This window comes from Streptomyces sp. NPDC048419 (genome assembly GCF_043200415.1).
Lineage (GTDB): Bacteria > Actinomycetota > Actinomycetes > Streptomycetales > Streptomycetaceae > Streptomyces.
The window spans coordinates 21,033-45,186 of sequence record NZ_JBICXT010000009.1; the positions used below are offsets into that span (position 1 = coordinate 21,033).

Annotated in this window: 25 protein-coding genes; 8 read left to right on the plus strand and 17 right to left on the minus strand. The window is 70.4% G+C overall.

Annotated features, from left to right (window positions below; all coding sequences use genetic code 11):
• Positions 1-537: 537 nt before the first annotated feature.
• Positions 538-1,395, minus strand: a complete 858-nt coding sequence (locus ACGFYN_RS19995; protein ID WP_393867157.1) for a hypothetical protein — start codon at positions 1,393-1,395, stop codon at positions 538-540.
• Between the two features lie 167 nt (positions 1,396-1,562).
• On the opposite strand from ACGFYN_RS19995, the gene ACGFYN_RS20000 reads away from it, so the two are divergent.
• From ACGFYN_RS20000 to cseC, 5 genes are all read left to right on the plus strand, one after another.
• Positions 1,563-2,498 carry an A/G-specific adenine glycosylase gene (locus tag ACGFYN_RS20000; RefSeq protein WP_393867158.1) on the plus strand — a complete coding sequence of 312 codons (936 nt, stop codon included), beginning with the start codon at positions 1,563-1,565 and terminating at the stop codon, positions 2,496-2,498.
• A 239-nt stretch (positions 2,499-2,737) separates the two neighbouring features.
• Positions 2,738-3,277 carry a SigE family RNA polymerase sigma factor gene (locus ACGFYN_RS20005; RefSeq protein ID WP_393867159.1) on the plus strand — a complete coding sequence of 180 codons (540 nt, stop codon included), beginning with the start codon at positions 2,738-2,740 and terminating at the stop codon, positions 3,275-3,277.
• Positions 3,265-3,912: a hypothetical protein gene (locus ACGFYN_RS20010; protein ID WP_393867160.1), complete on the plus strand. Its 648-nt coding sequence runs from the start codon at positions 3,265-3,267 to the stop codon at positions 3,910-3,912. Before ACGFYN_RS20005 ends, ACGFYN_RS20010 begins: the two co-directional genes overlap by 13 nt.
• Before the next feature lie 88 nt (positions 3,913-4,000).
• Positions 4,001-4,705, plus strand: a complete 705-nt coding sequence (gene cseB / locus ACGFYN_RS20015; RefSeq protein ID WP_393867161.1) for a two-component system response regulator CseB — start codon at positions 4,001-4,003, stop codon at positions 4,703-4,705.
• Positions 4,594-6,069: a two-component system sensor histidine kinase CseC gene (gene cseC, locus ACGFYN_RS20020; RefSeq protein WP_393867400.1), complete on the plus strand. Its 1,476-nt coding sequence runs from the start codon at positions 4,594-4,596 to the stop codon at positions 6,067-6,069. The genes cseB and cseC overlap by 112 nt, the downstream gene beginning before the upstream one ends.
• 19 nt (positions 6,070-6,088) lie before the next feature.
• On the opposite strand, the gene ACGFYN_RS20025 is transcribed toward cseC, so the two are convergent.
• The 4 genes from ACGFYN_RS20025 to ACGFYN_RS20040 all read right to left on the minus strand — a co-directional run bounded on the left by ACGFYN_RS20025 (position 6,089) and on the right by ACGFYN_RS20040 (position 9,585).
• Positions 6,089-6,949, minus strand: a complete 861-nt coding sequence (locus ACGFYN_RS20025) for a class I SAM-dependent methyltransferase (RefSeq protein WP_393867162.1) — start codon at positions 6,947-6,949, stop codon at positions 6,089-6,091.
• Complete coding sequence (locus ACGFYN_RS20030) at positions 6,946-7,380, minus strand: VOC family protein (protein WP_393867163.1); 435 nt, start codon at positions 7,378-7,380, stop codon at positions 6,946-6,948. Before ACGFYN_RS20030 ends, ACGFYN_RS20025 begins: the two co-directional genes overlap by 4 nt.
• The gene (locus ACGFYN_RS20035; RefSeq protein ID WP_393867401.1) at positions 7,377-7,844 is read right to left on the minus strand and encodes a helix-turn-helix transcriptional regulator; all 468 of its coding nucleotides are present in this window, start codon (positions 7,842-7,844) and stop codon (positions 7,377-7,379) included. The genes ACGFYN_RS20030 and ACGFYN_RS20035 overlap by 4 nt, the downstream gene beginning before the upstream one ends.
• 163 nt (positions 7,845-8,007) lie before the next feature.
• A complete protein-coding gene (locus ACGFYN_RS20040) occupies positions 8,008-9,585 on the minus strand; it encodes an MDR family MFS transporter (protein ID WP_393867164.1) in 1,578 nt (525 codons plus the stop codon).
• 180 nt (positions 9,586-9,765) lie between these two features.
• On the opposite strand from ACGFYN_RS20040, the gene ACGFYN_RS20045 reads away from it, so the two are divergent.
• The gene (locus tag ACGFYN_RS20045; protein ID WP_393867165.1) at positions 9,766-10,350 is read left to right on the plus strand and encodes a TetR/AcrR family transcriptional regulator; all 585 of its coding nucleotides are present in this window, start codon (positions 9,766-9,768) and stop codon (positions 10,348-10,350) included.
• Positions 10,351-10,375: 25 nt separating this feature from the next.
• On the opposite strand, the gene ACGFYN_RS20050 is transcribed toward ACGFYN_RS20045, so the two are convergent.
• On the minus strand, positions 10,376-11,071 hold the full coding sequence (locus ACGFYN_RS20050; RefSeq protein WP_393867166.1) for a M23 family metallopeptidase: 696 nt from the start codon (positions 11,069-11,071) through the stop codon (positions 10,376-10,378).
• A gap of 465 nt (positions 11,072-11,536) precedes the next feature.
• On the opposite strand from ACGFYN_RS20050, the gene ACGFYN_RS20055 reads away from it, so the two are divergent.
• The gene (locus ACGFYN_RS20055; RefSeq protein WP_393867167.1) at positions 11,537-12,136 is read left to right on the plus strand and encodes an HAD family acid phosphatase; all 600 of its coding nucleotides are present in this window, start codon (positions 11,537-11,539) and stop codon (positions 12,134-12,136) included.
• Between the two features lie 101 nt (positions 12,137-12,237).
• Here the strand turns inward: ACGFYN_RS20055 and ACGFYN_RS20060 are convergent, their stop codons facing one another.
• Positions 12,238-14,766: an ATP-dependent Clp protease ATP-binding subunit gene (locus ACGFYN_RS20060; protein WP_393867168.1), complete on the minus strand. Its 2,529-nt coding sequence runs from the start codon at positions 14,764-14,766 to the stop codon at positions 12,238-12,240.
• 441 nt (positions 14,767-15,207) lie between these two features.
• Here ACGFYN_RS20060 and ACGFYN_RS20065 point away from each other — a divergent pair, with 441 nt between their 5' ends.
• Entirely contained in the window at positions 15,208-15,816 is a 609-nt protein-coding gene (locus ACGFYN_RS20065; protein ID WP_393867169.1) for an SCO3374 family protein, read from the plus strand.
• 8 nt (positions 15,817-15,824) lie between these two features.
• On the opposite strand, the gene ACGFYN_RS20070 is transcribed toward ACGFYN_RS20065, so the two are convergent.
• From ACGFYN_RS20070 to ACGFYN_RS20115, 10 genes are all read right to left on the minus strand, one after another.
• Positions 15,825-16,160, minus strand: coding sequence for an Lsr2 family protein (locus ACGFYN_RS20070; protein ID WP_393867170.1), 336 nt, complete (start codon positions 16,158-16,160; stop codon positions 15,825-15,827).
• Between the two features lie 296 nt (positions 16,161-16,456).
• Positions 16,457-17,008 carry an amino-acid N-acetyltransferase gene (locus ACGFYN_RS20075; protein WP_393867171.1) on the minus strand — a complete coding sequence of 184 codons (552 nt, stop codon included), beginning with the start codon at positions 17,006-17,008 and terminating at the stop codon, positions 16,457-16,459.
• Positions 17,009-17,017: 9 nt separating this feature from the next.
• Positions 17,018-17,425: a BlaI/MecI/CopY family transcriptional regulator gene (locus tag ACGFYN_RS20080; RefSeq protein WP_393867172.1), complete on the minus strand. Its 408-nt coding sequence runs from the start codon at positions 17,423-17,425 to the stop codon at positions 17,018-17,020.
• A 180-nt stretch (positions 17,426-17,605) separates the two neighbouring features.
• Positions 17,606-17,785: a hypothetical protein gene (locus ACGFYN_RS20085; RefSeq protein ID WP_393867173.1), complete on the minus strand. Its 180-nt coding sequence runs from the start codon at positions 17,783-17,785 to the stop codon at positions 17,606-17,608.
• A gap of 72 nt (positions 17,786-17,857) precedes the next feature.
• Positions 17,858-18,523 (minus strand): hypothetical protein, encoded by a 666-nt coding sequence (locus tag ACGFYN_RS20090; RefSeq protein ID WP_393867402.1) that lies wholly within the window; start codon positions 18,521-18,523, stop codon positions 17,858-17,860.
• A gap of 117 nt (positions 18,524-18,640) precedes the next feature.
• Complete coding sequence (locus ACGFYN_RS20095; protein ID WP_384261575.1) at positions 18,641-19,438, minus strand: type III pantothenate kinase; 798 nt, start codon at positions 19,436-19,438, stop codon at positions 18,641-18,643.
• A 9-nt stretch (positions 19,439-19,447) separates the two neighbouring features.
• Positions 19,448-20,425 carry a carboxylating nicotinate-nucleotide diphosphorylase gene (gene nadC / locus ACGFYN_RS20100; protein ID WP_393867403.1) on the minus strand — a complete coding sequence of 326 codons (978 nt, stop codon included), beginning with the start codon at positions 20,423-20,425 and terminating at the stop codon, positions 19,448-19,450.
• A 5-nt stretch (positions 20,426-20,430) separates the two neighbouring features.
• Positions 20,431-22,161, minus strand: a complete 1,731-nt coding sequence (locus ACGFYN_RS20105; RefSeq protein WP_393867174.1) for an L-aspartate oxidase — start codon at positions 22,159-22,161, stop codon at positions 20,431-20,433.
• Entirely contained in the window at positions 22,158-23,159 is a 1,002-nt protein-coding gene (gene panC, locus ACGFYN_RS20110) for a pantoate--beta-alanine ligase (protein ID WP_393867175.1), read from the minus strand. The genes ACGFYN_RS20105 and panC overlap by 4 nt, the downstream gene beginning before the upstream one ends.
• On the minus strand, positions 23,156-24,094 hold the full coding sequence (locus ACGFYN_RS20115) for a Rossmann-like and DUF2520 domain-containing protein (RefSeq protein WP_393867176.1): 939 nt from the start codon (positions 24,092-24,094) through the stop codon (positions 23,156-23,158). The genes panC and ACGFYN_RS20115 overlap by 4 nt, the downstream gene beginning before the upstream one ends.
• Between the last annotated feature and the right edge of the window lie 60 nt (positions 24,095-24,154).

Consider the following 24,154-nt stretch of genomic DNA (forward strand, 5'->3'; position numbering starts at 1 on the left):
ACCTCGGCCCGCTCAGTACACCAAGACCCACAGCCCGCCCAGTCCGCCAAGGCCTCCCCGAGCAGCCAGCGCGCCAAAGACCCTCAGTCCGACCGCGCGCCATGGCCCCTCGGCCTGCCCGCCCAGCGGAGACCCTCAGCCTGCTCGCCCCGCGGGACCCTCCGCCCAGCACGCCCTGGCCCCTCGGCCCGCTCAGTACACCAAGACCCACAGCCCGCCCAGTCCGCCAAGGCCTCCCCGAGCAGCCAGCGCGCCAAAGACCCTCAGTCCGACCGCTGTGCGCCATGGCCCCGCCCAGCGGAGACCCTCAGCCTGCTCGCCCCGCGGGACCCTCCGCCCGGCACGCGGTCGCCTCTCCGTGCGCTCAGTACACCAAGACCCACAGCCCGCACGGTGCGCCGAGGCGCCTCTGCCTGCTCACCCCGCCGGGCCCATCGGCCTGCCCGCCCCGCGAGAACCTCGGCCCGCCCGCCCGAGGGTTACCTCAGCCTGCCGCCCGCCACCCCATGGGCTCCCGCCGCGTCGCGGGTCTGCCCACTAGTCCGCCTTGAGCAGGAACGACGTCTGGGCCTTGGTGAAGCCTGACGCCGTTGCCTCCACCAGGTACGTACCGGCCTTGGCCGACCCCGCCGGAGGCGTCGCGCACTTCGGGGCGCTGGGCTTGCGGTCCCACTTGACCGTGTAGGTGATGCCGGTCTTCGCGGGCGCCCGGAACACCAGGCTGCCGGAGCCCTTGGGGCAGTCGGCGGAGGACCAGTAGTCGTCTTCGCTGCCGGCCTGCGTGATCGTCAACACCGCGCTCTTCGGGCCGAGATCGATCTTGCAGTCGTAGGGCGAGGTGTTCGCGGCGGTCAGCAGCAGGGTGGGCCGCTGGCCGGGCGAGTACGTGTTGTGCAGGCTGCGCACGCTCAACTTCACCGTGCTCGCGGTGCAGTTGGGGAGCGTGGAGCCCGGCGCGAGCGTGTCGCCCCCGCCGACCCCGATGCTCGATCCGACGCCGGCCGCGCCGCCGCCACCCGCACCCTCGGTGCCCCCGGACCCCGAACCGCCACCGGCCGCGGACCCGCCACCGGAGCCGGAGCCCGACCCGGAACCGCCGGTCCCGGACCCCGAACTGCCCCCGGAACCCGCCCCGCTGGAATCTCCGCCGCTCGAATCGTCGCGTCCGCCCGGGGCTTGGCTGATGGCAGGACCCGAACTCGACGGCCCCGCAGTGATCGTGGGCGCGGGACCCTTGCCGTTCGACCCGCCGTCCTTGTTGCCGCCGCCTCCGCCGGACACCACGATCCAGGTGATCAGCAGCGCCAACAGGGCGACCACGGACACGAGTACGGCCCTCCGGCGCCAGTAGATGGAGCGGGGGAGCGGCCCGACAGGATTGCGCAGAGATCCCACGGCGCAAACTGTACGAGAGATCGGCGCGTTCGCTTGCCCCACCCGCCGCCTGTCCCTCAACTTTTCCGGATCATCATCCCGGTCTGCACACCAAGCTCATCCGCACGACGCACCGCAGGCGGCACGACCGCCCAACCGTCCCTGGCCGTGGCAGGATCGGAAGGGCCATGACTGCGCCAACGAAGCCCCCGAACGACAGCGCCGCCGACGGCCCCCTGGGGCCCCCGGCCGGCGAGGACCTCCACTCCCCCGTCATCGACTGGTTCGAGGAGCATGCCCGGGACCTGCCGTGGCGGCTCCCGGAAGCGGGCGCCTGGGGGGTGATGGTCAGCGAGTTCATGCTGCAGCAGACACCCGTCAGCCGTGTGCTGCCCGTCTACGAGCAGTGGCTGGCCCGCTGGCCACGCCCCGCCGACCTGGCCAAGGAGGCGCCCGGCGAGGCCGTCCGCGCCTGGGGCCGGCTCGGCTACCCGCGCCGTGCGCTCCGGCTGCACGGCGCCGCCGTGGCCATAACGGAGCGGCACGGCGGGGACGTACCGACCGATCATGCCCAGCTGCTCGCCCTGCCCGGCATCGGCGAGTACACGGCGGCCGCCGTGGCCTCCTTCGCGTACGGGCAGCGGCACGCGGTGCTCGACACCAACGTCCGCCGGGTCTTCGCGCGCGCCGTCACCGGCGTCCAGTACCCGCCGAACGCCACCACCGCCGCCGAACGCAAGCTGGCCCGCGCCCTGTTGCCCGAGGACCAGCGCACGGCCTCCCGCTGGGCCGCCGCCTCCATGGAGCTCGGCGCGCTCGTGTGCACCGCCAAGAACGAGTCCTGCCACCGCTGCCCCATCGCCGCCCTGTGCGCCTGGCGGCTCGCGGGCAAGCCCGAGCACCAGGGGCCGCCGCGGCGCGGGCAGACGTACGCGGGCACGGACCGCCAGGTGCGGGGCAAGCTGCTCGCCGTGCTGCGCGAGGCCCACGGACCCGTGCCGCGGGCGGTCCTGGACCGCATGTGGCACGAGCCGGTGCAGCGCGCGCGGGCGCTCGACGGACTCGTCTCGGACGGGCTCGTGGAGCCGCTTCCCGGTGGTTTGTATCGGCTCCCGTTGACGTAACCCCTCGTAACCCACGCCACATCACGACCCGTCGCACGATCAAATCCCCCTAAAGCACCGCAGGTCGGTGCACGTGTTTACCCCGTTCCTACGTCCGTTACACAACCGACGGACAGCCGACTGCCAGCCGCGTGCTGGCTCGCACAGCGCCGTGACAACGCCTCCGTAGCTTCATTGGCACGAGGAAGAAACCGACGGCGAGGGGCCGGTCGGGAACGGGGATCGGGAGGCGGTTCAACATGGCGCAGGGAGAGGTGCTCGAGTTCGAGGAGTACGTCCGCACCCGGCAGGACGCGCTGCTGCGCAGCGCACGCCGGCTGGTTCCGGACCCGGTGGACGCTCAGGACCTGCTCCAGACGGCGCTGGTCAGGACGTACCACCGCTGGGACGGCATCGCGGACAAGCGCCTCGCCGACGCCTACCTGCGGCGCGTGATGATCAACACGCGTACCGAGTGGTGGCGGGCCCGGAAGCTGGAGGAGGTCCCGACCGAGCAGCTGCCGGACGCCTCGGTCGACGACGCCACCGAACAGCACGCGGACCGCGCCCTGCTGATGGACATCATGAAGGTTCTGGCGCCGAAGCAGCGCAGCGTCGTCGTCCTGCGACACTGGGAGCAGATGTCGACGGAGGAAACGGCCGCAGCCCTCGGCATGTCGGCCGGTACGGTCAAGAGCACGCTGCACCGGGCGCTCGCCCGGCTCCGCGAGGAGCTGGAGAGCCGCGATCTGGACGCACGCGCGCTGGAGCGTGGGGAGCAGGAGCGTTGCGCGGTCTGACGGACTCGGGCCGGGGGACCTTGCAGGCGGCGTTCACGGCGGTGGCCGTGCTCGCCGCCCTCGCCCTTTTCGTCTCCGCCTGCGCCACGGGCGGCACCGGCGCCCGTGACGAGGGCCCCGCACGCGCGCCCTCGGACGCCGTGGCGGGTGCCGCGGTCTCGCCGTCGCCCTCGCCCAGCTCCTCGAAGGCCCCCGCGCATGTGAACGGGGTCAAGCTGGTCAAGGACGACCCGTCGGTCTCGGCGGAGGTCAAACGCGACCTCAAGCCGTGCGTGGCCGACGAGTACCCGGTCGACGTCTCCTACGGCGAGCTGACCGGCGGGTCGGCCGACGACGTCGTGGTGAACGTGCTGACCTGCGGCGACGCCGTGGGGGTCGGCTCGTATGTGTATCGCCAGGAAGGCGGTCGGTACGAGAATGTGTTCAAGGCCGAGGAACCCCCGGTCTACGCGGAGATCGACCGCGGCGACCTGGTGGTGACCAAGCAGGTGTACGAGAAGGGTGACCCGGTGTCGAGTCCGTCCGCCGAGATCGTGACGACGTACGGCTGGACCGCGGGCCGCTTCGTGAAGCGGTACAACACGCGCAACGACTACAGCAACGCCGTCGGGGGCGGCGCGTCGCCGTCCTCGTGAACCGTTCGGGCCGCTCGGACCGATCCACCAGCAGCAGGCCGTACGCGCCACGACCGACATCACCGATACGAGAACTGAGAGCACCGGGATGGCAGACCAGACCCACGTCCTGTTCGTCGAGGACGACGACGTCATCCGCGAGGCGACCCAGCTCGCGCTGGAGCGGGACGGCTTCGCGGTGACCGCCATGCCCGACGGACTGTCGGGCCTGGAGTCGTTCCGGGCGGACCGCCCCGACATCGCGCTGCTCGACGTCATGGTGCCCGGTCTCGACGGCGTGAGCCTGTGCCGCCGTATCCGCGACGAGTCGACGGTGCCGGTCATCATGCTCTCCGCCCGGGCCGACTCGATCGACGTCGTGCTGGGCCTGGAGGCGGGCGCCGACGACTACGTGACCAAGCCCTTCGACGGCGCCGTGCTGGTCGCGCGCATCCGTGCGGTGCTCCGGCGCTTCGGCCACGCGAGCGGCGGCGAGAAGGCCGACGGCGGCGAGGACACGATGGGCGGCGGCGTGCTGACCTTCGGCGACCTGGAGATCGACACCGAGGGCATGGAGGTCCGCCGGGCCGGGCAGACCGTGGGCCTGACCCCGACCGAGATGCGGCTGCTCCTGGAGTTCTCCTCCGCGCCGGGCACGGTCCTCTCGCGCGACAAGCTGCTGGAGCGGGTGTGGGACTACGGCTGGGGCGGCGACACCCGGGTGGTGGACGTCCACGTCCAGCGGCTGCGCACGAAGATCGGCCAGGACCGCATCGAGACGGTCCGCGGCTTCGGTTACAAGTTGAAGGCCTGAACGGGGACACCAGGGACATGCGGGGGACATTCAGGCGCCCGACCACCCCGAACGACGCGGGTGGCACGGGCATGCGCACAGGTCTGAGATGGAAGCTCAGCGCGGCCATCGCCCTGGTCGGCGCGCTGGTGGCGATCGCGCTGAGCCTGGTCGTGCACAACGCGGCCCGGGTCTCGATGCTGGACAACGCGCGCGACCTCGCGGACGAGCGCGTCCAGATCGCGCAGCGCAGCTACGAGCTGTCCAACCGGCCTAACTTCCCCAACGTCAAGATCGACGACCCCCGGCTGCCGTCGGCGCTGCGCGCGAAGGTCCAGCAGGGCCGCCGGGCGACGTACGTGATGGACGGGCGCGGCGGGGTGCCGGACATCTGGGCCGCCGTGCCGGTCAAGGACGGGCACGTGCTGTCGCTGCACACCAACTTCACCGACCGCAGCACGGACATCCTCCACGACCTCGACCAGGCCCTGGTGATCGGCTCCATCGCGGTGGTCCTCGGCGGCAGCGCCCTGGGCGTGCTCATCGGCGGCCAGCTCTCGCGCCGGCTGCGCAAGGCGGCGGCCGCGGCGAACCAGGTCGCCAGGGGCGAGTCGGACGTACGGGTGCGGGACGCGATCGGCGGCGTCGTACGGGACGAGACCGACGACCTGGCCCGCGCGGTGGACGCCATGGCGGACACCCTGCAGCAGCGTCTGGAGGCCGAGCGCCGGGTCACCGCGGACATCGCGCACGAGCTGCGCACCCCGGTGACCGGGCTGCTGACGGCGGCCGAACTGCTCCCGCCCGGCCGCCCCACCGAGCTGGTCCTGGACCGGGCGAAGGCGATGCGCACCCTCGTCGAGGACGTCCTGGAGGTGGCCCGCCTCGACGGCGCCTCCGAGCGGGCAGAGCTGCAGGACCTGATGCTCGGCGAGTTCGTCAGCCGGCGGGTGGCGGCGAAGGACCCGGCCGTCGAGGTGCGGGTGGTGCACGAATCCATGGTCACGACCGATCCCCGCCGCCTGGAGCGGGTCCTGTTCAACCTGCTCGCCAACGCCGCCAGGCACGGCAAGCCGCCGATCCAGGTCACCGTCGAGGGCCGCGTCATCCGCGTCCGCGACCACGGCCCCGGCTTCCCCGCCGACCTCCTGGCCGACGGCCCGAGCCGCTTCCGCACCGGCAGCACCGACCGCGCGGGCCACGGCCACGGCCTGGGCCTGACGATCGCCGCCGGTCAGGCCCGCGTCCTGGGCGCCCGCCTGACCTTCCGCAACGTCCGCCCGGTGGGCGCGCCCGACGGCGTCCCGGCGGAGGGCGCGGTGGCGGTGCTGTGGCTGCCGGAGCACGCCCCGACGAACACCGGCAGCTATCCGATGCTGCCGTAGCCGCCTTCCCTGCGACCACTCATACCTCCGCGACCAGCAGTTCCTCCCCCCGGGAGGGCCGCAGACCGTCCGTCCGCCCCGCGAAGTACCGCTTCTCCAGGTCGGCCGCCGAGACGTGCCGGACCTCGCGGAAACCGGCCTCGCGCGCGAGACGGAGGATCTCCGGCGGCCGGTAGAAGCTGAGGAAAGGAGTTCCCGCGGCCCGGGCGCCCTTCATCGCGACCCTGAGTCGGGCCTGCTCCTCGGGCTCCACGTCCTCGACGGGCCGGAGGAACGTGGACACGAGCGTCGACCCCGGCGCGAGGCTCGCGACGAGCCGGAAGGTCGCCTTGATCGCCTCCGGGGTGAGATACATGGTCACCCCCGCCGAGGCCACCGCCGCGGGCCGCCGGGGATCGAGCCCGCCCGCGAGCAGCTGCCCCCACCAGTCTCCCTCGAAGTCGACGGGCACCAGCCGCAGCCACTCGGGGACGCCGAGGCCGAGGTCGTCGAGCCGTCGCCTCTTCCAGGCCTGCGGCCCGGCCTGATCGACCTCGAAGACCCGCAGCCCGGCCGCGCCGACGTCCGGCCGGCGCTGCGCGAAGGTGTCGAGCCCGGCACCGAGGACGACGTACTGATCGAGCCCCTGCGCCGCCCGCTCCACCACGAGATCCTCGACGAACCGGGCCCGCGCGGCGATGGACGCCCGCATGCGCCGGGTGGCCACGACCTCCATGTCGGGCCGCTCACGCCACGCCTCGCCCGGGTCGGCGAGCCGCAGCCCGACCTCGTCCTCGACGACGTACGGCGGTGGGTCGGCGCGCAGATGCAGGGCCCGCCAGAGGGCGACCCGCACGGCGGTGTGCTCGGCGGCGGCCTCCTCGCCCGCCGTGCCCGTCACCCGAAGTCCTTGGAGAAGTCCAGCTCCTCGCTCCGCTCGGTCAGCGAGTACCAGTTGCCGTTGTCGTCGCGGAAGATCGCCTCGATGCCGTACGGCCGCTCCTGCGGCAGCTGCAGGAACTCGACGCCGCGTGCCTTGAAGATCTCGTAGTCACCCCGGCAGTCGTCCGTACGGAACGCTCCCGCGCCCAGCGCTCCCTTGCCGACCAGCTTCTTCAGCGCCTCGGCGGACTCGGGGTCGAGCCCGGGGCCGTCGAGGTTCATCAACGCCAGCTCGACACCCGGCTGGTTCTTGGCGGCCACGGTGATCCACTTCATGTCCCCCATGGAGACCTCGCTCCGCACCTCGAAGTCCAGCTTCTCGGTGAAGAAGGCCTTGGTGCGTTGCTGGTCGAAGGTCCATACGGTGCTGATGCCCAGGCCCAAGATCATGGCTCTGCTCTCTCTGGCTCGGTTCCGGTGTCCTGTCCGTCACCGTAGGCAGGGCGGGCCTCGGGCCGCTTCTTCAAAGTTGCGGTGGGGAAACCGCCGGCCCACAGCATCGCGTAGCACCCCGGGATGAGGGCGGCCCCGCGGCCGACGTGCTTGCTCCGGTACTCGCTCGGCGTCAGGCCGGTCCGCGCCTTGAACCGCGCCGAGAAGGTCCCGAGGCTGCTGAACCCGATCAGGTTGCAGATCTCCGTTACGCTCAGGTCGGCACTGCGCAGCATCTCCTCGGCCCGCTCGATGCGCCGATGCGTGAGGTACTGCCCGGGCGTCTCTCCGTACGCCGCCTTGAAGGCCCGCAGGAAGTGAAACCGCGAATACCCGGCATGCGCCGCCACCCCATCCAGATCCAGCTCCGGATCGGCCCAGTCACGGTCCATCGCATCCTTGGCGAGCCGCAACTGACGCATCTTGTCCACAGGTCCGATGGTGACACGGCCCACTGACAGCGGCGGGGCCGAAGCGGGGGCCTGGGTTGGCAGCCCCCAGCGACGCACGCCCCCACCCACCCGCACATGACGAAGGCCCCCGGGGCGGACACCATCCGGGGGCCTTCAGCTCAACTTGGGAGGATCACACGGCTTCGACGACCGGCGCCGACGCAGCCTCACCCTCGCCAGGCTTGGGCGCAGCCGGCCCCGCCCCGCGAAGCGCGACCTCCTTCACGAACACCGCCGCGATCAGCGCGCCCACGGCCACGATCGACCCGAGCAGGAAGGCCGTGTGCGTACCCGCGGACACCGCGTGCTGGTACGCCTCACGCGCCACCGCCGGCAGCTTCTCCAGGCTCTTCGCGTCCAGCTGCGCCGACTTCTCGGTGATCTTCGAACCCAGCGCTCCGGCCCGTGACGACATGACGTCCTGGACCCGGTTGTTGAACAGCGCGCCCATGATCGCGACACCGAAGGAGGAGCCGAGCGTACGGAACAGGGTGGTCGAGGAGGACGCCACGCCCATGTCCCGCATCTCCACGCTGTTCTGCGCGACCAGCATGGTGATCTGCATCAGGCAGCCCATGCCGAGACCGACGACGGCCATGAACACACCGGACATGAACCGCGAGGTCCCGGTGTCCATCGTCGACAGCAGGTACAGACCGATGATCATCAGGGTGCTGCCGACGACCGGGAACACCTTGTACTTGCCGGTGTTCGTGGTCACCCGCCCGGCCACCATCGAGGTGACCAGCATCGCGCCGAGCATCGGCAGGAGGAGCAGACCGGAGTTGGTGGCGGACGCGCCCTGCACCGACTGCTGGTACAGGGGCAGGAACAGCGTCGCGCCGAACATCACGAATCCGGTGATGAAGCCGATGATCGACATCAGCGTGAAGTTGCGGTTACGGAAGATGTGCAGCGGCACGACCGGCTCGCGGGCCTTGGTCTGCCAGAACACGAACCCGATCAGCGCGGCCACACCGATGCCGATGAGCTCCATGATCCGCGCGGACGTCCAGGCGTACTGCGAACCACCCCAGGTGGTGACGAGCACGATCGAGGTGATGCCTACGGTCAGCAGCGCGACACCGAGGTAGTCGATGCCCGCCTTGGACCGCTTCTTCGGCAGGTGCAGCACCACACTGATCAGACCGAGTGCGAAGACGCCGAGCGGCAGGTTGATGTAGAAGGACCAGCGCCAGCCCCAGTTGTCGGTGATGGTGCCGCCGACCAGCGGGCCGCCGATCATCGCGAGCGCCATGACGCCGGCCATCATGCCCTGGTACTTGCCGCGCTCCCGCGGCGGGATCAGGTCGCCGATGATCGCCATGACGCCGACCATCAGACCGCCGGCGCCGAGACCCTGCACGGCACGGAAGCCGATCAGCTCGCCCATGTTCTGGGCCATGCCGCTGAGCGCGGAGCCGATCAGGAAGATCACGATCGAGGTCATGAAGGTGGCCTTGCGGCCGTACATGTCACCCAGCTTGCCCCAGATCGGGGTGGCCGCCGCGGTGGCCAGCGTGTACGCCGTCACCACCCAGGACAGGTGCTCCAGTCCGCCGAGCTCGCCTACGATCGTCGGCATCGCCGTACCCACGATCATGTTGTCGAGCATCGCGAGCATCATGGTGATCATGAGCGCGAGCAGTACGACCCGTACGCTCTTCGGTTGTTTGTCCGGCTTGGTCTCGACCGTCTGTGTGTCCGCCATCGTCCCCACTCCCCTAGGCCCTTCTTCGTTCCCCCCGGCCGGCCACTTACTTGCCGCCCGGCTAGTTGTCTACACTGGGAGAAGTTAGACCCGCAACTAGCCGGGCGTCAAGTAAGTTTTCTAGTCGGGCGGCAAGTAAGTTTCCGTGCCAGTGCGAGGAGTACGAGGATGGGCGTCACCATGGACGGCACAAAACAGCATCGCCGCGGAAACACCCGCCAGCGCATCCAGGACGTGGCGCTCGAGCTCTTCGCCGAGCAGGGCTACGAGAAGACGTCGCTGCGCGAGATCGCCGAGAGCCTCGACGTCACCAAGGCAGCGCTGTACTACCACTTCAAGACGAAGGAAGAGATCCTCGTCAGCATCTTCGAGGACCTCTCCCAGCCGATAGAGGACCTGATCGAGTGGGGCAAGGCGCAGCCTCAGACGCTGGAGACCAAGCAGGAGATCATCCGCCGCTACAGCGACACCCTGGCGAGCGCGTCCCCGCTCTTCCGCTTCATGCAGGAGAACCAGGCGACGGTGAAGGAGCTGCGCATCGGCGAGATGTTCCGCAACCGCATGATGGGGATGCGCGACATCCTCATCGACACGGACGCCGAACTGGTCGACCAGGTGCGCTGCGTCAGCGCGATGTTCACGCTGCACGCCGGGATGTTCGTCCTCAACGACCTCGAAGGCGACCCCGAGGAGAAGCGCAAGGCCGTCCTCGAGGTCGCCACCGATCTGGTGACCCAGGCTCACCGGTCGACGCACACGCCGTAGCCGATCACACCCGGGCACTCACCTCTCAGACCTTGACGCCCTTGGTCAGGAGGAAGGAGACCGGGTTGATCGCCGAACCGTAGTTGGCGGTCTTGCGGACCTCGAAGTGCAGGTGCGGGCCGCTGGAGTTACCGGTGTTGCCGGACCGGGCTATGTGCTGGCCGGTGCCGACGACCTGACCGACGTGGACGTCGATCCGAGACAGGTGGGCGTACTGCGAGTACGTCCCGTTGCCGTGCTTGATGACGATGGCGTTGCCGTAGGCGGGGCCGTCACCGGCGCCGTTGCCGCCGGCCTTGACGACGGTGCCGCCGTGCGCGGCGACGACGTTCGTGCCGCTCGGCACGGCGAAGTCCTGACCGCTGTGCTTGTGCTGCCACATGCCGCCGGCCTGGTCGAAGCTCGCGGAGAGCGCGTACTTCGCCACCGGGTGGACCCAGGAGCGGGCCTTCTTGGCAGCGGCGGCCTTCTTGGCGGCGGCCTTCTGCTTCGCGACCGCCTGAGCCTTCGCCTTCGCGACCGCCGCGGCCTTGGCGGCCTTGGCCTGCGCGGCGGCCTGCGCCTCGACGGCGCTCGCGGCACTGGAGGCGGAGGAGACGTCGGCGGCAGCCGCGACCCCGGCTCCCAGCACGACCGAGGCCCCGAGTCCTGCGACCAGGACGGCGGCGCGGGTGCGAAGGAAGGACGTACGGGAGGAGCGGGACGTGACACGCGAAGACATGGACACCTCGGGATGACGGGGACAGAGAAAAGCCACCCGACGCATTCGCGCCGCCGGATGGGCTCATCCTTGGTAACCCCGGAACCCGTTGAACCCAAAACATGTGATCTACGACGGAAGCTAGTACTTCACCCCAAGACTTCCGACTTCTTGACACATGACCCATCTGGGACACATCGGTCAGGCTCCTCTTTTCCGCCCATGGGATCCACTATTCCGTCTAGTAACGGACATATCGCCTGTGCGGCTTGTCACCGGCCGGGAAGATCGATTCCCGCCCCGATGTGACGGCCGCTACGCCCGGCCAATTCCTCGCCCACATCGGACCCGGTGAAAGTAAACGGCCTCATGTGACGCACATCTCTGGCGACTTACCACCCAGTAACCCTACGGTTCCCCTCGCGCCACCCTCGCCCCCGAACATGCACCAGACAACGGCATACGGACGTGAGAGGACCCCCCACCATGACGAGCCGACGCCCCTGGGCGCTGAGCACAGTGGTCACCGCAGTCTCCACCACGGCACTTGTGGCACTGGCCGCCCCCGCGAACGCGGCGACGAGCACGGAGGACGTCGACTACGCGACCTGGCAGAAGGACTGCCAGAGCGTGATGGACCAGGCGCTGCCCTATCTGCAGCAGCGGATCGCGCGCACCGGGCCCGGTGAGAAGCAGGCGATCGTCTTCGACATCGACAACACCACGCTGGAGACCGACTTCGGATTCAAGTTCCCGCAGCCGGCCAACAAGCCCGTCCTGAACGTCGCCGAGTACGCCCAGCAGCACGGCGTCTCGGTCTTCTTCGTCACGGCCCGCCCGGGCATCCTCTACGCGCCCACCGAGTGGAACCTCGAGCACGACGGCTACCAGGTCTCCGGGCTCTACGTCCGCGGTCTGTTCGACCTCTTCAAGGACGTCGCCGCCTACAAGACGGCCCAGCGCGTCGACATCGAGAACAAGGGCTACTCGATCATCGCGAACATCGGCAACAGCGCCACCGACCTGTCGGGCGGCCACGCCGAGAAGACGTACAAGCTGCCGGACTACGACGGGCAGCTCTCCTAGGGCCTCGCGCCAAGAGGGCCCCTGAGCCCCCTGAGGACCCCATGCGGAAGGGGCCGGTGCCTTTCGGCACCGGCCCCTTCGTCGGCTCAACCCCCGGAGGGTCAGGCCTCCTTGCTCAGGTTCGGCCCGGCTCCGCCGGCCGCCTGCTCGATCGGCGGGACGTCCGGCAGGGACGACTTCTCCTCACCGCGGAAGGTGAAGGTGGCGTTGTCGCCCTCGCCCTCGGTGTCGACGACCACGATGTGACCGGGACGCAGCTCGCCGAAGAGGATCTTCTCCGAGAGCGAGTCCTCGACCTCACGCTGGATGGTGCGACGCAGCGGACGCGCACCCAGCACCGGGTCGTAACCCTTCTTGGACAGCAGCTCCTTGGCGGACTGGGAGAGCTCGATGCCCATGTCCCGGTCCTTCAGGCGCTCGTCGACCTTGCCGATCATCAGGTCGACGATCTTGAGGATGTCCTCCTGCGTCAGCTGCGGGAAGACGACCACGTCGTCGACGCGGTTGAGGAACTCGGGACGGAAGTGCTGCTTGAGCTCGTCCGACACCTTGTTCTTCATGCGCTCGTAGTTGGACTTCTTGTCACCCGAGGCCGCGAAGCCGAGGTTGAAGCCCTTGGAGATGTCCCGGGTGCCGAGGTTGGTCGTCATGATGATGACCGTGTTCTTGAAGTCCACGACCCGGCCCTGGGAGTCGGTCAGCCGACCGTCCTCCAGGATCTGCAGCAGCGAGTTGAAGATGTCCGGGTGGGCCTTCTCGACCTCGTCGAACAGGACGACGGAGAACGGCTTGCGGCGGACCTTCTCGGTCAGCTGACCGCCCTCTTCGTAGCCCACGTAGCCGGGGGGCGAACCGAAGAGACGCGAGACCGTGTGCTTCTCGCTGAACTCCGACATGTCGAGGGAGATCAGCGCGTCCTCGTCACCGAAGAGGAACTCGGCGAGGGCCTTGGAGAGTTCGGTCTTACCGACACCGGACGGGCCGGCGAAGATGAACGAACCACCGGGACGCTTGGGGTCCTTCAGACCGGCTCGCGTACGGCGGATCGCCTTCGACAGCGCCTTGACGGCGTCGACCTGGCCGATGACCCGCTTGTGGAGCTCGTCCTCCATGCGCAGCAGACGCGAGGACTCCTCCTCGGTCAGCTTGAAGACCGGGATGCCGGTGGCGGTCGCGAGGACCTCGGCGATCAGCTCGCCGTCGACCTCGGCGACGACGTCCATGTCGCCGGCCTTCCACTCCTTCTCCCGCTTGGCCTTGGCGGCCAGGAGCTGCTTCTCCTTGTCGCGCAGGGAAGCGGCCTTCTCGAAGTCCTGCGAGTCGATCGCGGACTCCTTGTCACGGCGCACGCCCGCGATCTTCTCGTCGAACTCGCGCAGGTCCGGCGGAGCCGTCATCCGGCGGATGCGCATCCGGGAACCGGCCTCGTCGATCAGGTCGATCGCCTTGTCCGGCAGGAAGCGGTCCGAGATGTACCGGTCGGCCAGGGTGGCGGCCTGGACCAGCGCCTCGTCGGTGATGGAGACGCGGTGGTGGGCCTCGTACCGGTCGCGCAGACCCTTGAGGATCTCGATCGTGTGCGGCAGGGACGGCTCGGCGACCTGGATCGGCTGGAAGCGGCGCTCGAGGGCCGCGTCCTTCTCCAGATGCTTGCGGTACTCGTCCAGCGTGGTCGCACCGATGGTCTGGAGCTCACCGCGGGCCAGCATCGGCTTCAGGATCGAAGCGGCGTCGATGGCGCCCTCGGCGGCACCCGCACCGACCAGCGTGTGCAGCTCGTCGATGAACAGGATGATGTCGCCGCGGGTGCGGATCTCCTTGAGCACCTTCTTCAGGCGCTCCTCGAAGTCACCGCGGTAGCGGGAGCCGGCGACCAGCGCGCCGAGGTCCAGGGTGTAGAGGTGCTTGTCCTTGAGGGTCTCGGGCACCTCGCCCTTGACGATGGCCTGGGCGAGGCCCTCGACGACGGCGGTCTTGCCGACGCCGGGCTCGCCGATGAGCACCGGGTTGTTCTTGGTACGGCGGGACAGCACCTGCATGACCCGCTCGATCTCCTTCTCGCGCCCGATGACCGGGTCGAGCTTGGACTCACGAGCGGCCTGGGTGAGGTTCCGGCCGAACTGGTCGAGGACCAGGGACGTCGAGGGGGTGCCCTCGGCAGGACCGCCACTGGCGCCGGCGGTCTCCTTGCCCTGGTAGCCGGAGAGCAGCTGGATGACCTGCTGCCGCACCCGGTTGAGATCGGCGCCCAGCTTCACGAGGACCTGGGCGGCGACGCCCTCGCCCTCGCGGATCAGGCCGAGCAGGATGTGCTCCGTGCCGATGTAGTTGTGGCCCAGCTGGAGAGCCTCCCTGAGGGACAGCTCCAGGACCTTCTTGGCACGGGGGGTGAAGGGGATGTGCCCGGACGGGGCCTGCTGGCCCTGGCCGATGATCTCCTCCACCTGCTGGCGGACCGCCTCGAGCGAAATCCCGAGGCTCTCAAGGGCCTTGGCGGCGACACCCTCACCCTCGTGGATCAGGCCCAGGAGGATGTGCTCGGTGCCGATGTAGTTGTGGTTGAGCATCCGGGCTTCTTCCTGAGCCAGGACGACAACCCGCCGCGCGCGGTCGGTGAACCTCTCGAACATCGTTAATCGCTCCTCAGAGCGGTCAGGCAGTGGGGGGAACTTCCCCTCCCTGTCCTTCCGCAGCTTAGTCCCGCAAGCGGGGACCGCTCATTCCAACTGCCGACACCGGACCGAGAACCAACGCTGCCTCCTGACCCCGAACGCCGACATATGCTCCAACCCGATGGTGCGAGACGATGTTCCCGCAGGCCAGACAGTTACCCACACCATCAGTACGCCGATGGCGAACGTGAGACGTCCTCGCCTGCGTGTCGCCCCCTCCCACTAGGGATGTCTTACCCGCTGGGACTGACAGTCCATGCAGCGCGGCCCGGTTCCCTCCGCTACGGGCGAACAACCTTGCACCACCCCGCACCCCCGCACGCCCCCTTGTTCGGCACCCTGTGCAGCCATGCGAACACCCAGCGTAACTCGGGAGCCGTTCGGGCGGTTGCACTTGGCATGGTTGGCAGCCGCCGCACGATTCCGCTCCCCCGCAGGCCGCTCGACTCCGGCGATCACGCCCGCCGGTGGTACGAGAACGAACTGGGCTGGGCGACACTGCCCGCCCCGGCGGCAGACCCCGGATCCGGGCTCCGGCTGCGGGTGGGCGACCGCTTCGACGTCCTGGACGTGCCGGCCGAGGCGGGCCGGGCGGGCCTGCGCCATCTCGCGCCGTCCTCTCCGGTGGCCGTGCGGGGCGACCGAATGCGGCTGCTGGTGGCCGCGGGCAGCGCGGAGGAGCTGCCGGGGCTGCTGGACTGGCTGGAGTGGGGCGCGCTCACGCTGGATCTGACGGCGACCGGCGAGGGCGGCGTCATGGACGCGCCGCTTCCCCCTGAGAGCGGGCCTGCCGGTCTACGGGGCCACCGGGGCGCCCTGCAGGGGGCCGCCGTATGGCTGCGACCCCCCGAGCCTGGGTGCGAGGTCGAGGCCTCGCTGCCGACGCTGTCGGCCGTGGGGGGCGTTGGGGGCGCCCCCGATCTCGTACGACTCGTGGACACGGTGGCAACGCAGTGCCACCGGCTGCGGCTGCGGCGCGCGTGCGCCCGGCCTTCCACCCTGCCGTAGAACGGCGATCAGGCGTTGGCCTTCTCGTAGGCCTCGCGGATGGACGCGGGAACACGGCCGCGGTCGTTGACCTCGTAGCCGTTCTCCTTCGCCCACGCGCGGATCTGCGCGGTGTCCTGGCTGCCACCGGAAGCTGCGCGCGCCTTTCCGCGCCCGCCCGAAGAACGACCCCCGGTACGACGGCCACCCTTCACGTAAGCCTCGAGAAGGCCGCGGAGCTTGTCCGCATTGGCGGTCGTGAGATCGATCTCGTACGTCTTGCCGTCCAACGCGAACGTAACGGTCTCGTCCGCCTCGCCGCCGTCGAGGTCGTCGACAAGAAGGACCTGAACCTTCTGTGCCACCGGATTTCCTTTCATCCATAACTTGAGGGCCTGGGGTCTGCGGCGTCCGCCGTTTCGCCGTCCCCTGTTATATGCAGTACTGCAGTACGTCGGAAAGCAAACCGCTTTTGCCGGAAAAACACAAACCCCTCGGAGAGACTGACCGAGAGACTGACCGAGAGACCGCCGTGAGACCGACTGCGGGCCCTAGTACGGGGTCAAGAGCGAGACAGATGGCTCACGCCGTCCGGAAACATGCGCGTTTCGGACATAGGGAACCTGGGCAGGGGCCGCGGAATACATCGCGCGATCGGCGATCACAGATGCAGAAGCATCCGGCTGTTGCCCAAGGTGTTCGGTTTCACCCGTTCGAGACCGAGGAACTCCGCTACGCCCTCGTCATAGGAACGCAGTAGCTCCGCGTAGACATCGGTGTCGACGGGGGTCTCACCGATCTCGACGAAGCCGTGCTTGACGAAGAACTCCACTTCGAAGGTCAGGCAGAAAACGCGGCGAACGCCGAGCCAGCGCCCGGTCTCCAGCAACTTCTCCAGCAGTTGATGCCCGACACCGGCGCCCTTCAGGCCGGGCTTCACCGCGAGAGTGCGGACTTCCGCGAGGTCTTCCCACATCACGTGCAGCGCGCCGCAGCCGACGACGTCGGCGTTGTCGTCCCGTTCGGCGATCCAGAACTCCTGGATGTCCTCGTAAAGCGTGACCGTTGCTTTGTCGAGCAGGATGCGGCCGCGGACGTACGTGTCGAGGAGACGGCGTACGGCCGGGACATCGCTGGTACGGGCCCGCCGGACAGTGATGGCTTTAGCACTGACTTCGGTGCCTTCGGGACCTACAGGACTCTCTGCTGACATGTGCGGACGCTATCGCCCGTCGGCCTCCTGTGCCGAGCCGGGGTTCTCACGGCCCGTATCACCACCGGTATCCGCGGCCGCTTCGGATGTTTCCGGACCTTGGACGATGCGTACGGCGTCTCTGAGGGCAAGGCGCTGTTCCTCGCTCATCATCCCGAAGAAGGCGACGAGAGCAGCTGCCGGGTTGTCGGACTGCGACCAGGCGTCGTTCATCAGAGCGGCCGCGTAGGCGGCCCTGGTGGAGACCGCCTCATATCGATAGGCCCGGCCTTCGGCCTCACGGCGGACCCAGCCCTTCTGATGGAGATTGTCCAAAACGGTCATCACCGTGGTGTATGCGATGGACCGTTCCCGCTGAAGGTCTTCCAGGACTTCTCGTACGGTCACCGGGCGGTTCCACTTCCACACCCGCGTCATGACCGCGTCTTCGAGTTCTCCCAATGGGCGAGGCACAGCTCAGCACAATAGTGGGAGAAGTCCACATTGGCGTGCCGGACGTGCGCATCCACCGACAAACAGGAACAAAAAGGGCGCACAACTCGGAAAGCGCGAGCACGCGCGGGAGTCGTGCGCCGAGGAGGCGCCGCCGGGGAGGGGTCAGGCGTCGGTCTTCGGGGAGCCCTGCCGGACGCCCTCCGCGCGCGCGATGGCGGCGTCGGCGGCCGCGTCCTCCTTGGCCTTGTTGGCCCCGCCCTGGGTCTTCACCATCACCCTGATCACGGCGATGAAGAGCACGGCCATGACGACCGGGGGCACGAGCGCGGAGACGATGTCCATGCGTCCAGGGTAGCCACGGCCGCAAAGGGCGAGCGGGGCGGGGCCGGGAGGTTCCGGGCGGTTCGGGCGCTCTCAGCCGGCGGCGAGGTGCCGGGGCTGCCCTGAGCTGGGCGGCGAGGCCGGCTTGCGGCGCGGGAAGACCTCGCCCGGGGTCGGGATGGGACGCGCCGGCTTCGGCTCGGCCGGGGTGGGGGCGGGCTTGGGGGCGGCCGGCTTCTGGGCGGGCTTCTTGTCGGGCCTGCGCGCGGGATCCCGCTCCGTGGCCGCGGCGGCCTGCGCTGCGGTGCCCCCCAGACCGCCGGGAAGGGCCTTGAGACGGCTCCGGGCGGCCGGGACGGTCGCAGTGGCCCGGCGGGCCGCACCGGGCGCGAGACGGTCGCGTACGTCCTGCTCCGCGAGCATCCGGCAGCGCCCCAGCAGGACCGAGGCGGCCGGATTGCCGCGCAGGGCCCGCAGGGCGGCGAGATCGTCGGACTGCGGGCGGTATCCGGCTGCCAGCGCCTCCTCCAGGAGCGTCAGATAGCCGGACACGGTCCCTGGCAGAGCGGCGCGATAGCGCGCGAGATCGGCCACCAGGAAGGCACGCAGCCGGTCACCCTCACGCATCGCCTCGTCCAGGGACTCGGCGAGGAGGAGGCAGTCCTTGACGTCCTCTGCGGGCGTGGGGCCGGGCTGAAGGGCGAGGGCGAGGGCGAGAGCGCGGCGGAGCACACGCAGCTCCTCCGCGCCGAACGCCATGCCGCCGCGGGATCCGTATGGCGTGGGCATGCGGCGACACTACGCGCTAATCAGACAAATTTGACATAAGGGGCGGGTGTGGCGCGACCGCGCCACCCGGTTGCTCCTCGGCCGTCCTCACATGCGGGAGACGTTGCGCTCGTAGACCATCCGCAGCCCGATCAGCGTCAGCCACGGCTCGTGCTCGTCGATCACGGACGACTCCCCCAGCACCATCGGTGCCAGCCCGCCGGTCGCGATCACCGTGACGTCGTCGGGGTCCTCAGCCAGCTCCCGCGCCATCCGTCCGACGACGCCGTCGACCTGCCCGGCGAAGCCGTAGATGATGCCGGACTGCATCGCCTCGACCGTGTTCTTGCCGATCACGCTCCGCGGCCGGGCCACCTCGATCTTGCGCAGCTGTGCGCCCCGGACGCCGAGCGCCTCGACGGAGATCTCGATACCGGGGGCGATCACGCCGCCGATGTACTCCCCGCGCGCGGAGACCGCGTCGAAGGTGGTGGCGGTGCCGAAGTCGACGACGATCGCCGGGCCGCCGTAGAGCTCGACGGCCGCGACCGCGTTGATGATGCGGTCGGCGCCGACCTCCTTGGGGTTGTCCGTCAGGATCGGCACGCCGGTCTTCACGCCCGGCTCCACCAGCACCGCGGGGACGTCGCCGTAGTACCGGCGCGTCACCTCGCGCAGCTCGTGCAGCACGGACGGCACGGTGGCGCAGATCGCGATCCCGTCGATGCCGTCCCCCAGCTCGTCACCGAGCAGGGGGTGCATGCCCATCAGGCCCTGCAGCAGCACCGCCAGCTCGTCCGCCGTGCGGCGGGCGTCCGTGGAGATGCGCCAGTGCTCGACGATGTCGTCCCCGTCGAACAGGCCGAGGACGGTGTGCGTGTTGCCTACGTCGATGGTCAGCAGCATGGCCGGTACCTACTCCGCCGCTCGCAGGTCGAGGCCGATGTCGAGGATCGGCGAGGAGTGGGTCAGGGCGCCTACGGCGAGGTAGTCGACGCCGGTGTCGGCGTACACGCGCGCGTTGTCGAGGGTGAGCCGCCCCGACGCCTCCAGGGCGGCGCGGCCGTGCACGAGGGCGACGGCCTCCTCGCACTCGCCCGGCGTGAAGTTGTCCAGGAGGATCAGGTCGGCGCCGGCGTCCACGACCTCGCGCAGCTGGTGCAGGGTGTCGACCTCGACCTCGATCGGCACGTCCGGGAAGGCCTCCCGTACGGCCTTGAAGGCCTGGGCGACGCCGCCCGCCGCGACGACGTGGTTGTCCTTGACGAGCGCCGCGTCCGACAGCGACATCCGGTGGTTGACCCCGCCGCCGCAGCGCACGGCGAACTTCTCCAGCGACCGCAGCCCCGGAGTCGTCTTGCGGGTGTCGCGGACCTTGGTCGCCGTGCCGTCGAGGGCGTCCGCCCACGCGCGCGTGGCGGTCGCGATGCCGGAGAGGCGGCACAGGAGGTTGAGCGCGCTGCGTTCGGCGGTGAGCAGGTCGCGGGTGCGCGTGGTGACCGACAGCAGCTGCTGCCCGGCGGCCACCCGGTCGCCGTCCTCCACGTGCCGCTCGACCTCGAACTCGTCCGTGCAGACCACGGAGAGCACTGCTTCGGCGACCCTGAGGCCGGCCACGACGCCGGCCTCGCGCGCGGTGAAGTCGGCGGTGGCGACGGCCTCCTCGGGGATGGTCGCGACGGTGGTCACGTCCACGCCGTGGTCGAGGTCCTCCTGGATGGCGAGGTTGGCGATGTCCTCGACCTCCACGGGGTCGAGTCCGACGTCGGACAGGAGCTGCGCCAGCGCGGGATCGAGCCCGCATTCCAGGTATTCGGCATCGGCGCCGGCACCGCAGGCACAGCCGTCGCCGCAGCCGCCGTTCGAGGCGAGGGGGAGGTCGGGGGTGGTCACTTCTGTCACTGCTCCTGGGGACGGTGCGCGGGCTGGGGCTGCCGGGTCGGGGGGAAGTCTGGGGTATCGGTGGTGCCGACGGCGAGTGTGCGGTCGGGATTCAGCCGTACGACGATGTGGCGGCGCCAGGCCGTGTCGTCGCGGTCGGCGTGGTCCTCGCGCCAGTGGCAGCCGCGGGTCTCCTCGCGCAGCCGGGCGGCGGCGACCAGGACGCGGGCCACGCACAGGAGGTTGGTGGCCTCCCAGGTGTCGACACCGGGCTCGGCGGTCTTGCCGTTCTCGGCGAGGGCGTCGCGGGCGTCGGTGTGCAGCCGCTGGAGCTGGTCGGCGGCCCTGGCGAGGGACTCGGCGGAGCGCAGCACGCCCGCGCCGTCGGCCATGATCCGCTGGATCGCGAACCTGGCCTCCGGTGCGAGCAGCGGGTGCCCGGGCACCCCGGGGTGCTCCACGGGCTCGGGCACGCGCGCGTGGAGGCCGTTCGCCGCCCCCTTCGCCGCGATGTCGGCGGCGATGCGCTCGGCGTAGACGAGGCCCTCGAGGAGGGAGTTGGAGGCGAGCCGGTTCGCGCCGTGCACGCCGGTGCAGGCGACCTCGCCGCACGCGTACAGGCCCGGGACGGTCGTCCGGCCCTGGGAGTCGGTGCGGACGCCGCCGGAGGCGTAGTGGGCGGCCGGGGCGATCGGGATGGGTTCGGTCACCGGGTCGATGCCGTGCGCGCGGCAGGCGGCGAGGATCGTCGGGAAGCGGTGCTCCCACATGTCGGCGCCGAAGTGCCGGGCGTCGAGGTACATGTGCTCGGCGTCCTGCTCCTGCATGCGGCGCATGATGCCCTTGGCGACGATGTCCCGCGGGGCCAGCTCGGCCAGTTCGTGCCGGCCGACCATGAAGCGCACGCCGCCGGCGTCGACCAGGTGGGCGCCCTCGCCGCGCACGGCCTCGGAGACCAGCGGCTGCTGGCCCTCCGCGTCCGGGCCGAGGAACAGCACGGTCGGGTGGAACTGCACGAATTCGAGGTCGGAGACCTCCGCGCCCGCTCGCAGGGCGAGGGCCACGCCGTCGCCGGTGGACACGGACGGGTTGGTCGTCGCGGAGAACACCTGGCCCATGCCGCCGGTCGCGAGGACGACCGCGGGCGCGTGCACGGCGCCCACGCCGTCGTGCTGGCCTTCGCCCATGACGTGCAGGCTCACGCCCGCCGTGCGGCCGTCGGAGTCCGTCAGCAGGTCCAGGACCAGCGCGTTCTCGATGGTGCGGACGCCACGCGCGTGTGCCGCCTCGACCAGCGCTCGGGAGATCTCCGCGCCGGTCGCGTCGCCGCCCGCGTGCGCGATGCGGCGGCGGTGGTGGCCGCCCTCGCGGGTGAGCGCCAGGTCGCCCTCTTCGGACTCGTCGAAGTGCGCGCCGGTCGCGATGAGCCGCCGTACGGCGTCCGGGCCCTCGGTGACGAGGATCCGGACGGCCTCCTCGTCGCACAGGCCCGCGCCCGCCACCAGGGTGTCGTCCAGGTGCTGTTCCGGGGTGTCGCCCTCGCCGAGGGCCGCGGCGACGCCGCCCTGGGCCCAGCGGGTGGAGCCGTCGTCGAGGCGTGCCTTGGTGACGACGACGGTGCGCAGCCCGGAGGCCTCGCATCGCAGGGCCGCGGTGAGGCCGGCGACCCCGGAGCCCACGACCACCACGTCCGCGGAGATGGACCACCCGGGGGCGGGCGCGTGCAGTCGTATGCCTGTGCTGCTCACGAGGCGGCTCCGAAGGTTCCGAAAGTGAGAGGGATGTTGTCGATCAGCCGGGTCGTACCGACCCGGGCTGCGACGGCGAGGACGGCCTCACCCGTGAAGTCGTCCTTGATCTCGGTGAAGTCGGACGGGTCGACCAGGGCGAGGTAGTCCAGCTTCAGCGGCGGTGACAGGCGCGCGGCGTCGTCGAGCACCAGCCGGGCGGCGGCGCGGACGGCGGAGGGGGCACCCGGGAGCGCCTTGGCGACGGCGTGCGCGTCGGCGGCCGCGCGGGACTCGCCGATCGCGCTGAGCGCCTCGGCACGCGCGTGCGTGGCGGGCACCTCGCGCGCCCGCGCGCGCAGCGCCTCCTGGGCGGCGTGCCGGTCGCCGCCGGCGAACAGCGCGTGGGACAGCGAGAGCGCCGTGCGCCGCTCGGCGGGCGACAGGTAGCGGTTGCGGCTGGAGAGCGCGAGGCCGTCATCCTCGCGCACCGTGGGGACGCCGACGATCTCGATGCCGAAGTTCAGGTCCCGCACCATGCGGCGGATCAGGGCGAGCTGCTGGGCGTCCTTCTGGCCGTAGAGGGCGACGTCGGGGCGCGTGAGGTGCAGCAGCTTGGCGACGACGGTGAGCATGCCGTCGAAGTGGCCGGGGCGCGCGGAGCCCTCCAGGCGCTCCCCCATGGGGCCCGCGGCGATGCGGACCTGGGGCTCGCCGCCCGGGTACACCTCGTCCACCGACGGGGCGAACACGACGTCCGCGCCGGAGAGTTCGGCGAGCTTGACGTCCGCGTCCAGGGTGCGCGGGTAGCGGTCAAGGTCCTCGCCCTCGCCGAACTGAAGGGGGTTCACGAAGACCGTCACGACGACCTCGCCGTCCGCTCCGGCGATCCCGCGCGCGGTGCGGATCAGGGTGGCGTGGCCCTCGTGCAGGGCGCCCATGGTCATCACGACGGCGCGGCGGCCGGTACGCGTGCGTGCGTGCAGTTCGTCGGCGGTGCGCAGCAGCCTGGTGGTCATCGGGCATCTCCCTCGGCGCCGTCGGTCCGGTCGGTGCCGTTGGCGAGTACCCCGAGGAGATCCTCGGCGAGTTCCGGCTTCAGCAGCCCGTGGGCGAGCGCGCGGTCGGCCGTGGCCCGCGCCATCGCCAGGTAGCCGGCGACGGTCTGCGGGGCGTACCGGCGCAGCTCCGCGACATGTGCGGCGACCGTGCCCGCGTCCCCACGCGCGACAGGGCCGGTCAGGGCCGCGTCGCCGGAGCGCAGGGCGTTGTCCAGGGCGGCGCCGAGCAGCGGGCCCAGCATCCGGTCGGGGGCCGTGACGCCGGCCTCGCGCAGCAGCTCCATGGACTGGGCGACCAGCGTGACCAGGTGGTTCGCGCCCAGTGCGAGCGCCGCGTGGTACAGCGGGCGCATCTCCTCGGCGACCCATTCCGGCTCGCCGCCCATCTCGATGACGAGGGCCTCGGCGGCCAGCCGCAGTTCCTCGGGCGCGGTGACGCCGAACGAGCAGCCGGCCAGGCGCTGCACGTCCACGGGCGTGCCCGTGAAGGTCATCGCCGGGTGCAGGGCCAGCGGCAGCGCGCCCGCGCGCAGTGCGGGGTCCAGGACCTTGGCGCCGTACCGCCCGGAGGTGTGCACGAGCAGCTGTCCCGGCCGCACGGCGCCGGTCTCGGCGAGTCCCTCGACCAGGCCGGGCAGGGCGTCGTCCGGAACGGTCAGCAGGACCAGTTCGGAGCGCTGGAGCACCTCGGCGGGCGGGACGAGCGGGACGTCGGGCAGCAGCTGCGAGGCGCGCCGCCTGGAGGTCTCGGAGACGCCGGAGACGGCCACCGGGCGGTGCCCGGCGAGCTGGAGCGACGCGGCCAGGGCGGGGCCGACGCGACCGGCGCCGACGACGCCGACGGTGAGCCGCGCCGGGCGGTCCCTGGGGTCTGGCTGTTGGCTTGTACTCACTCGACGGCGGCCTTCCCGTTCCAGTCCGCTCCGGGTACCGGACGATTTCTCGTCATGTTA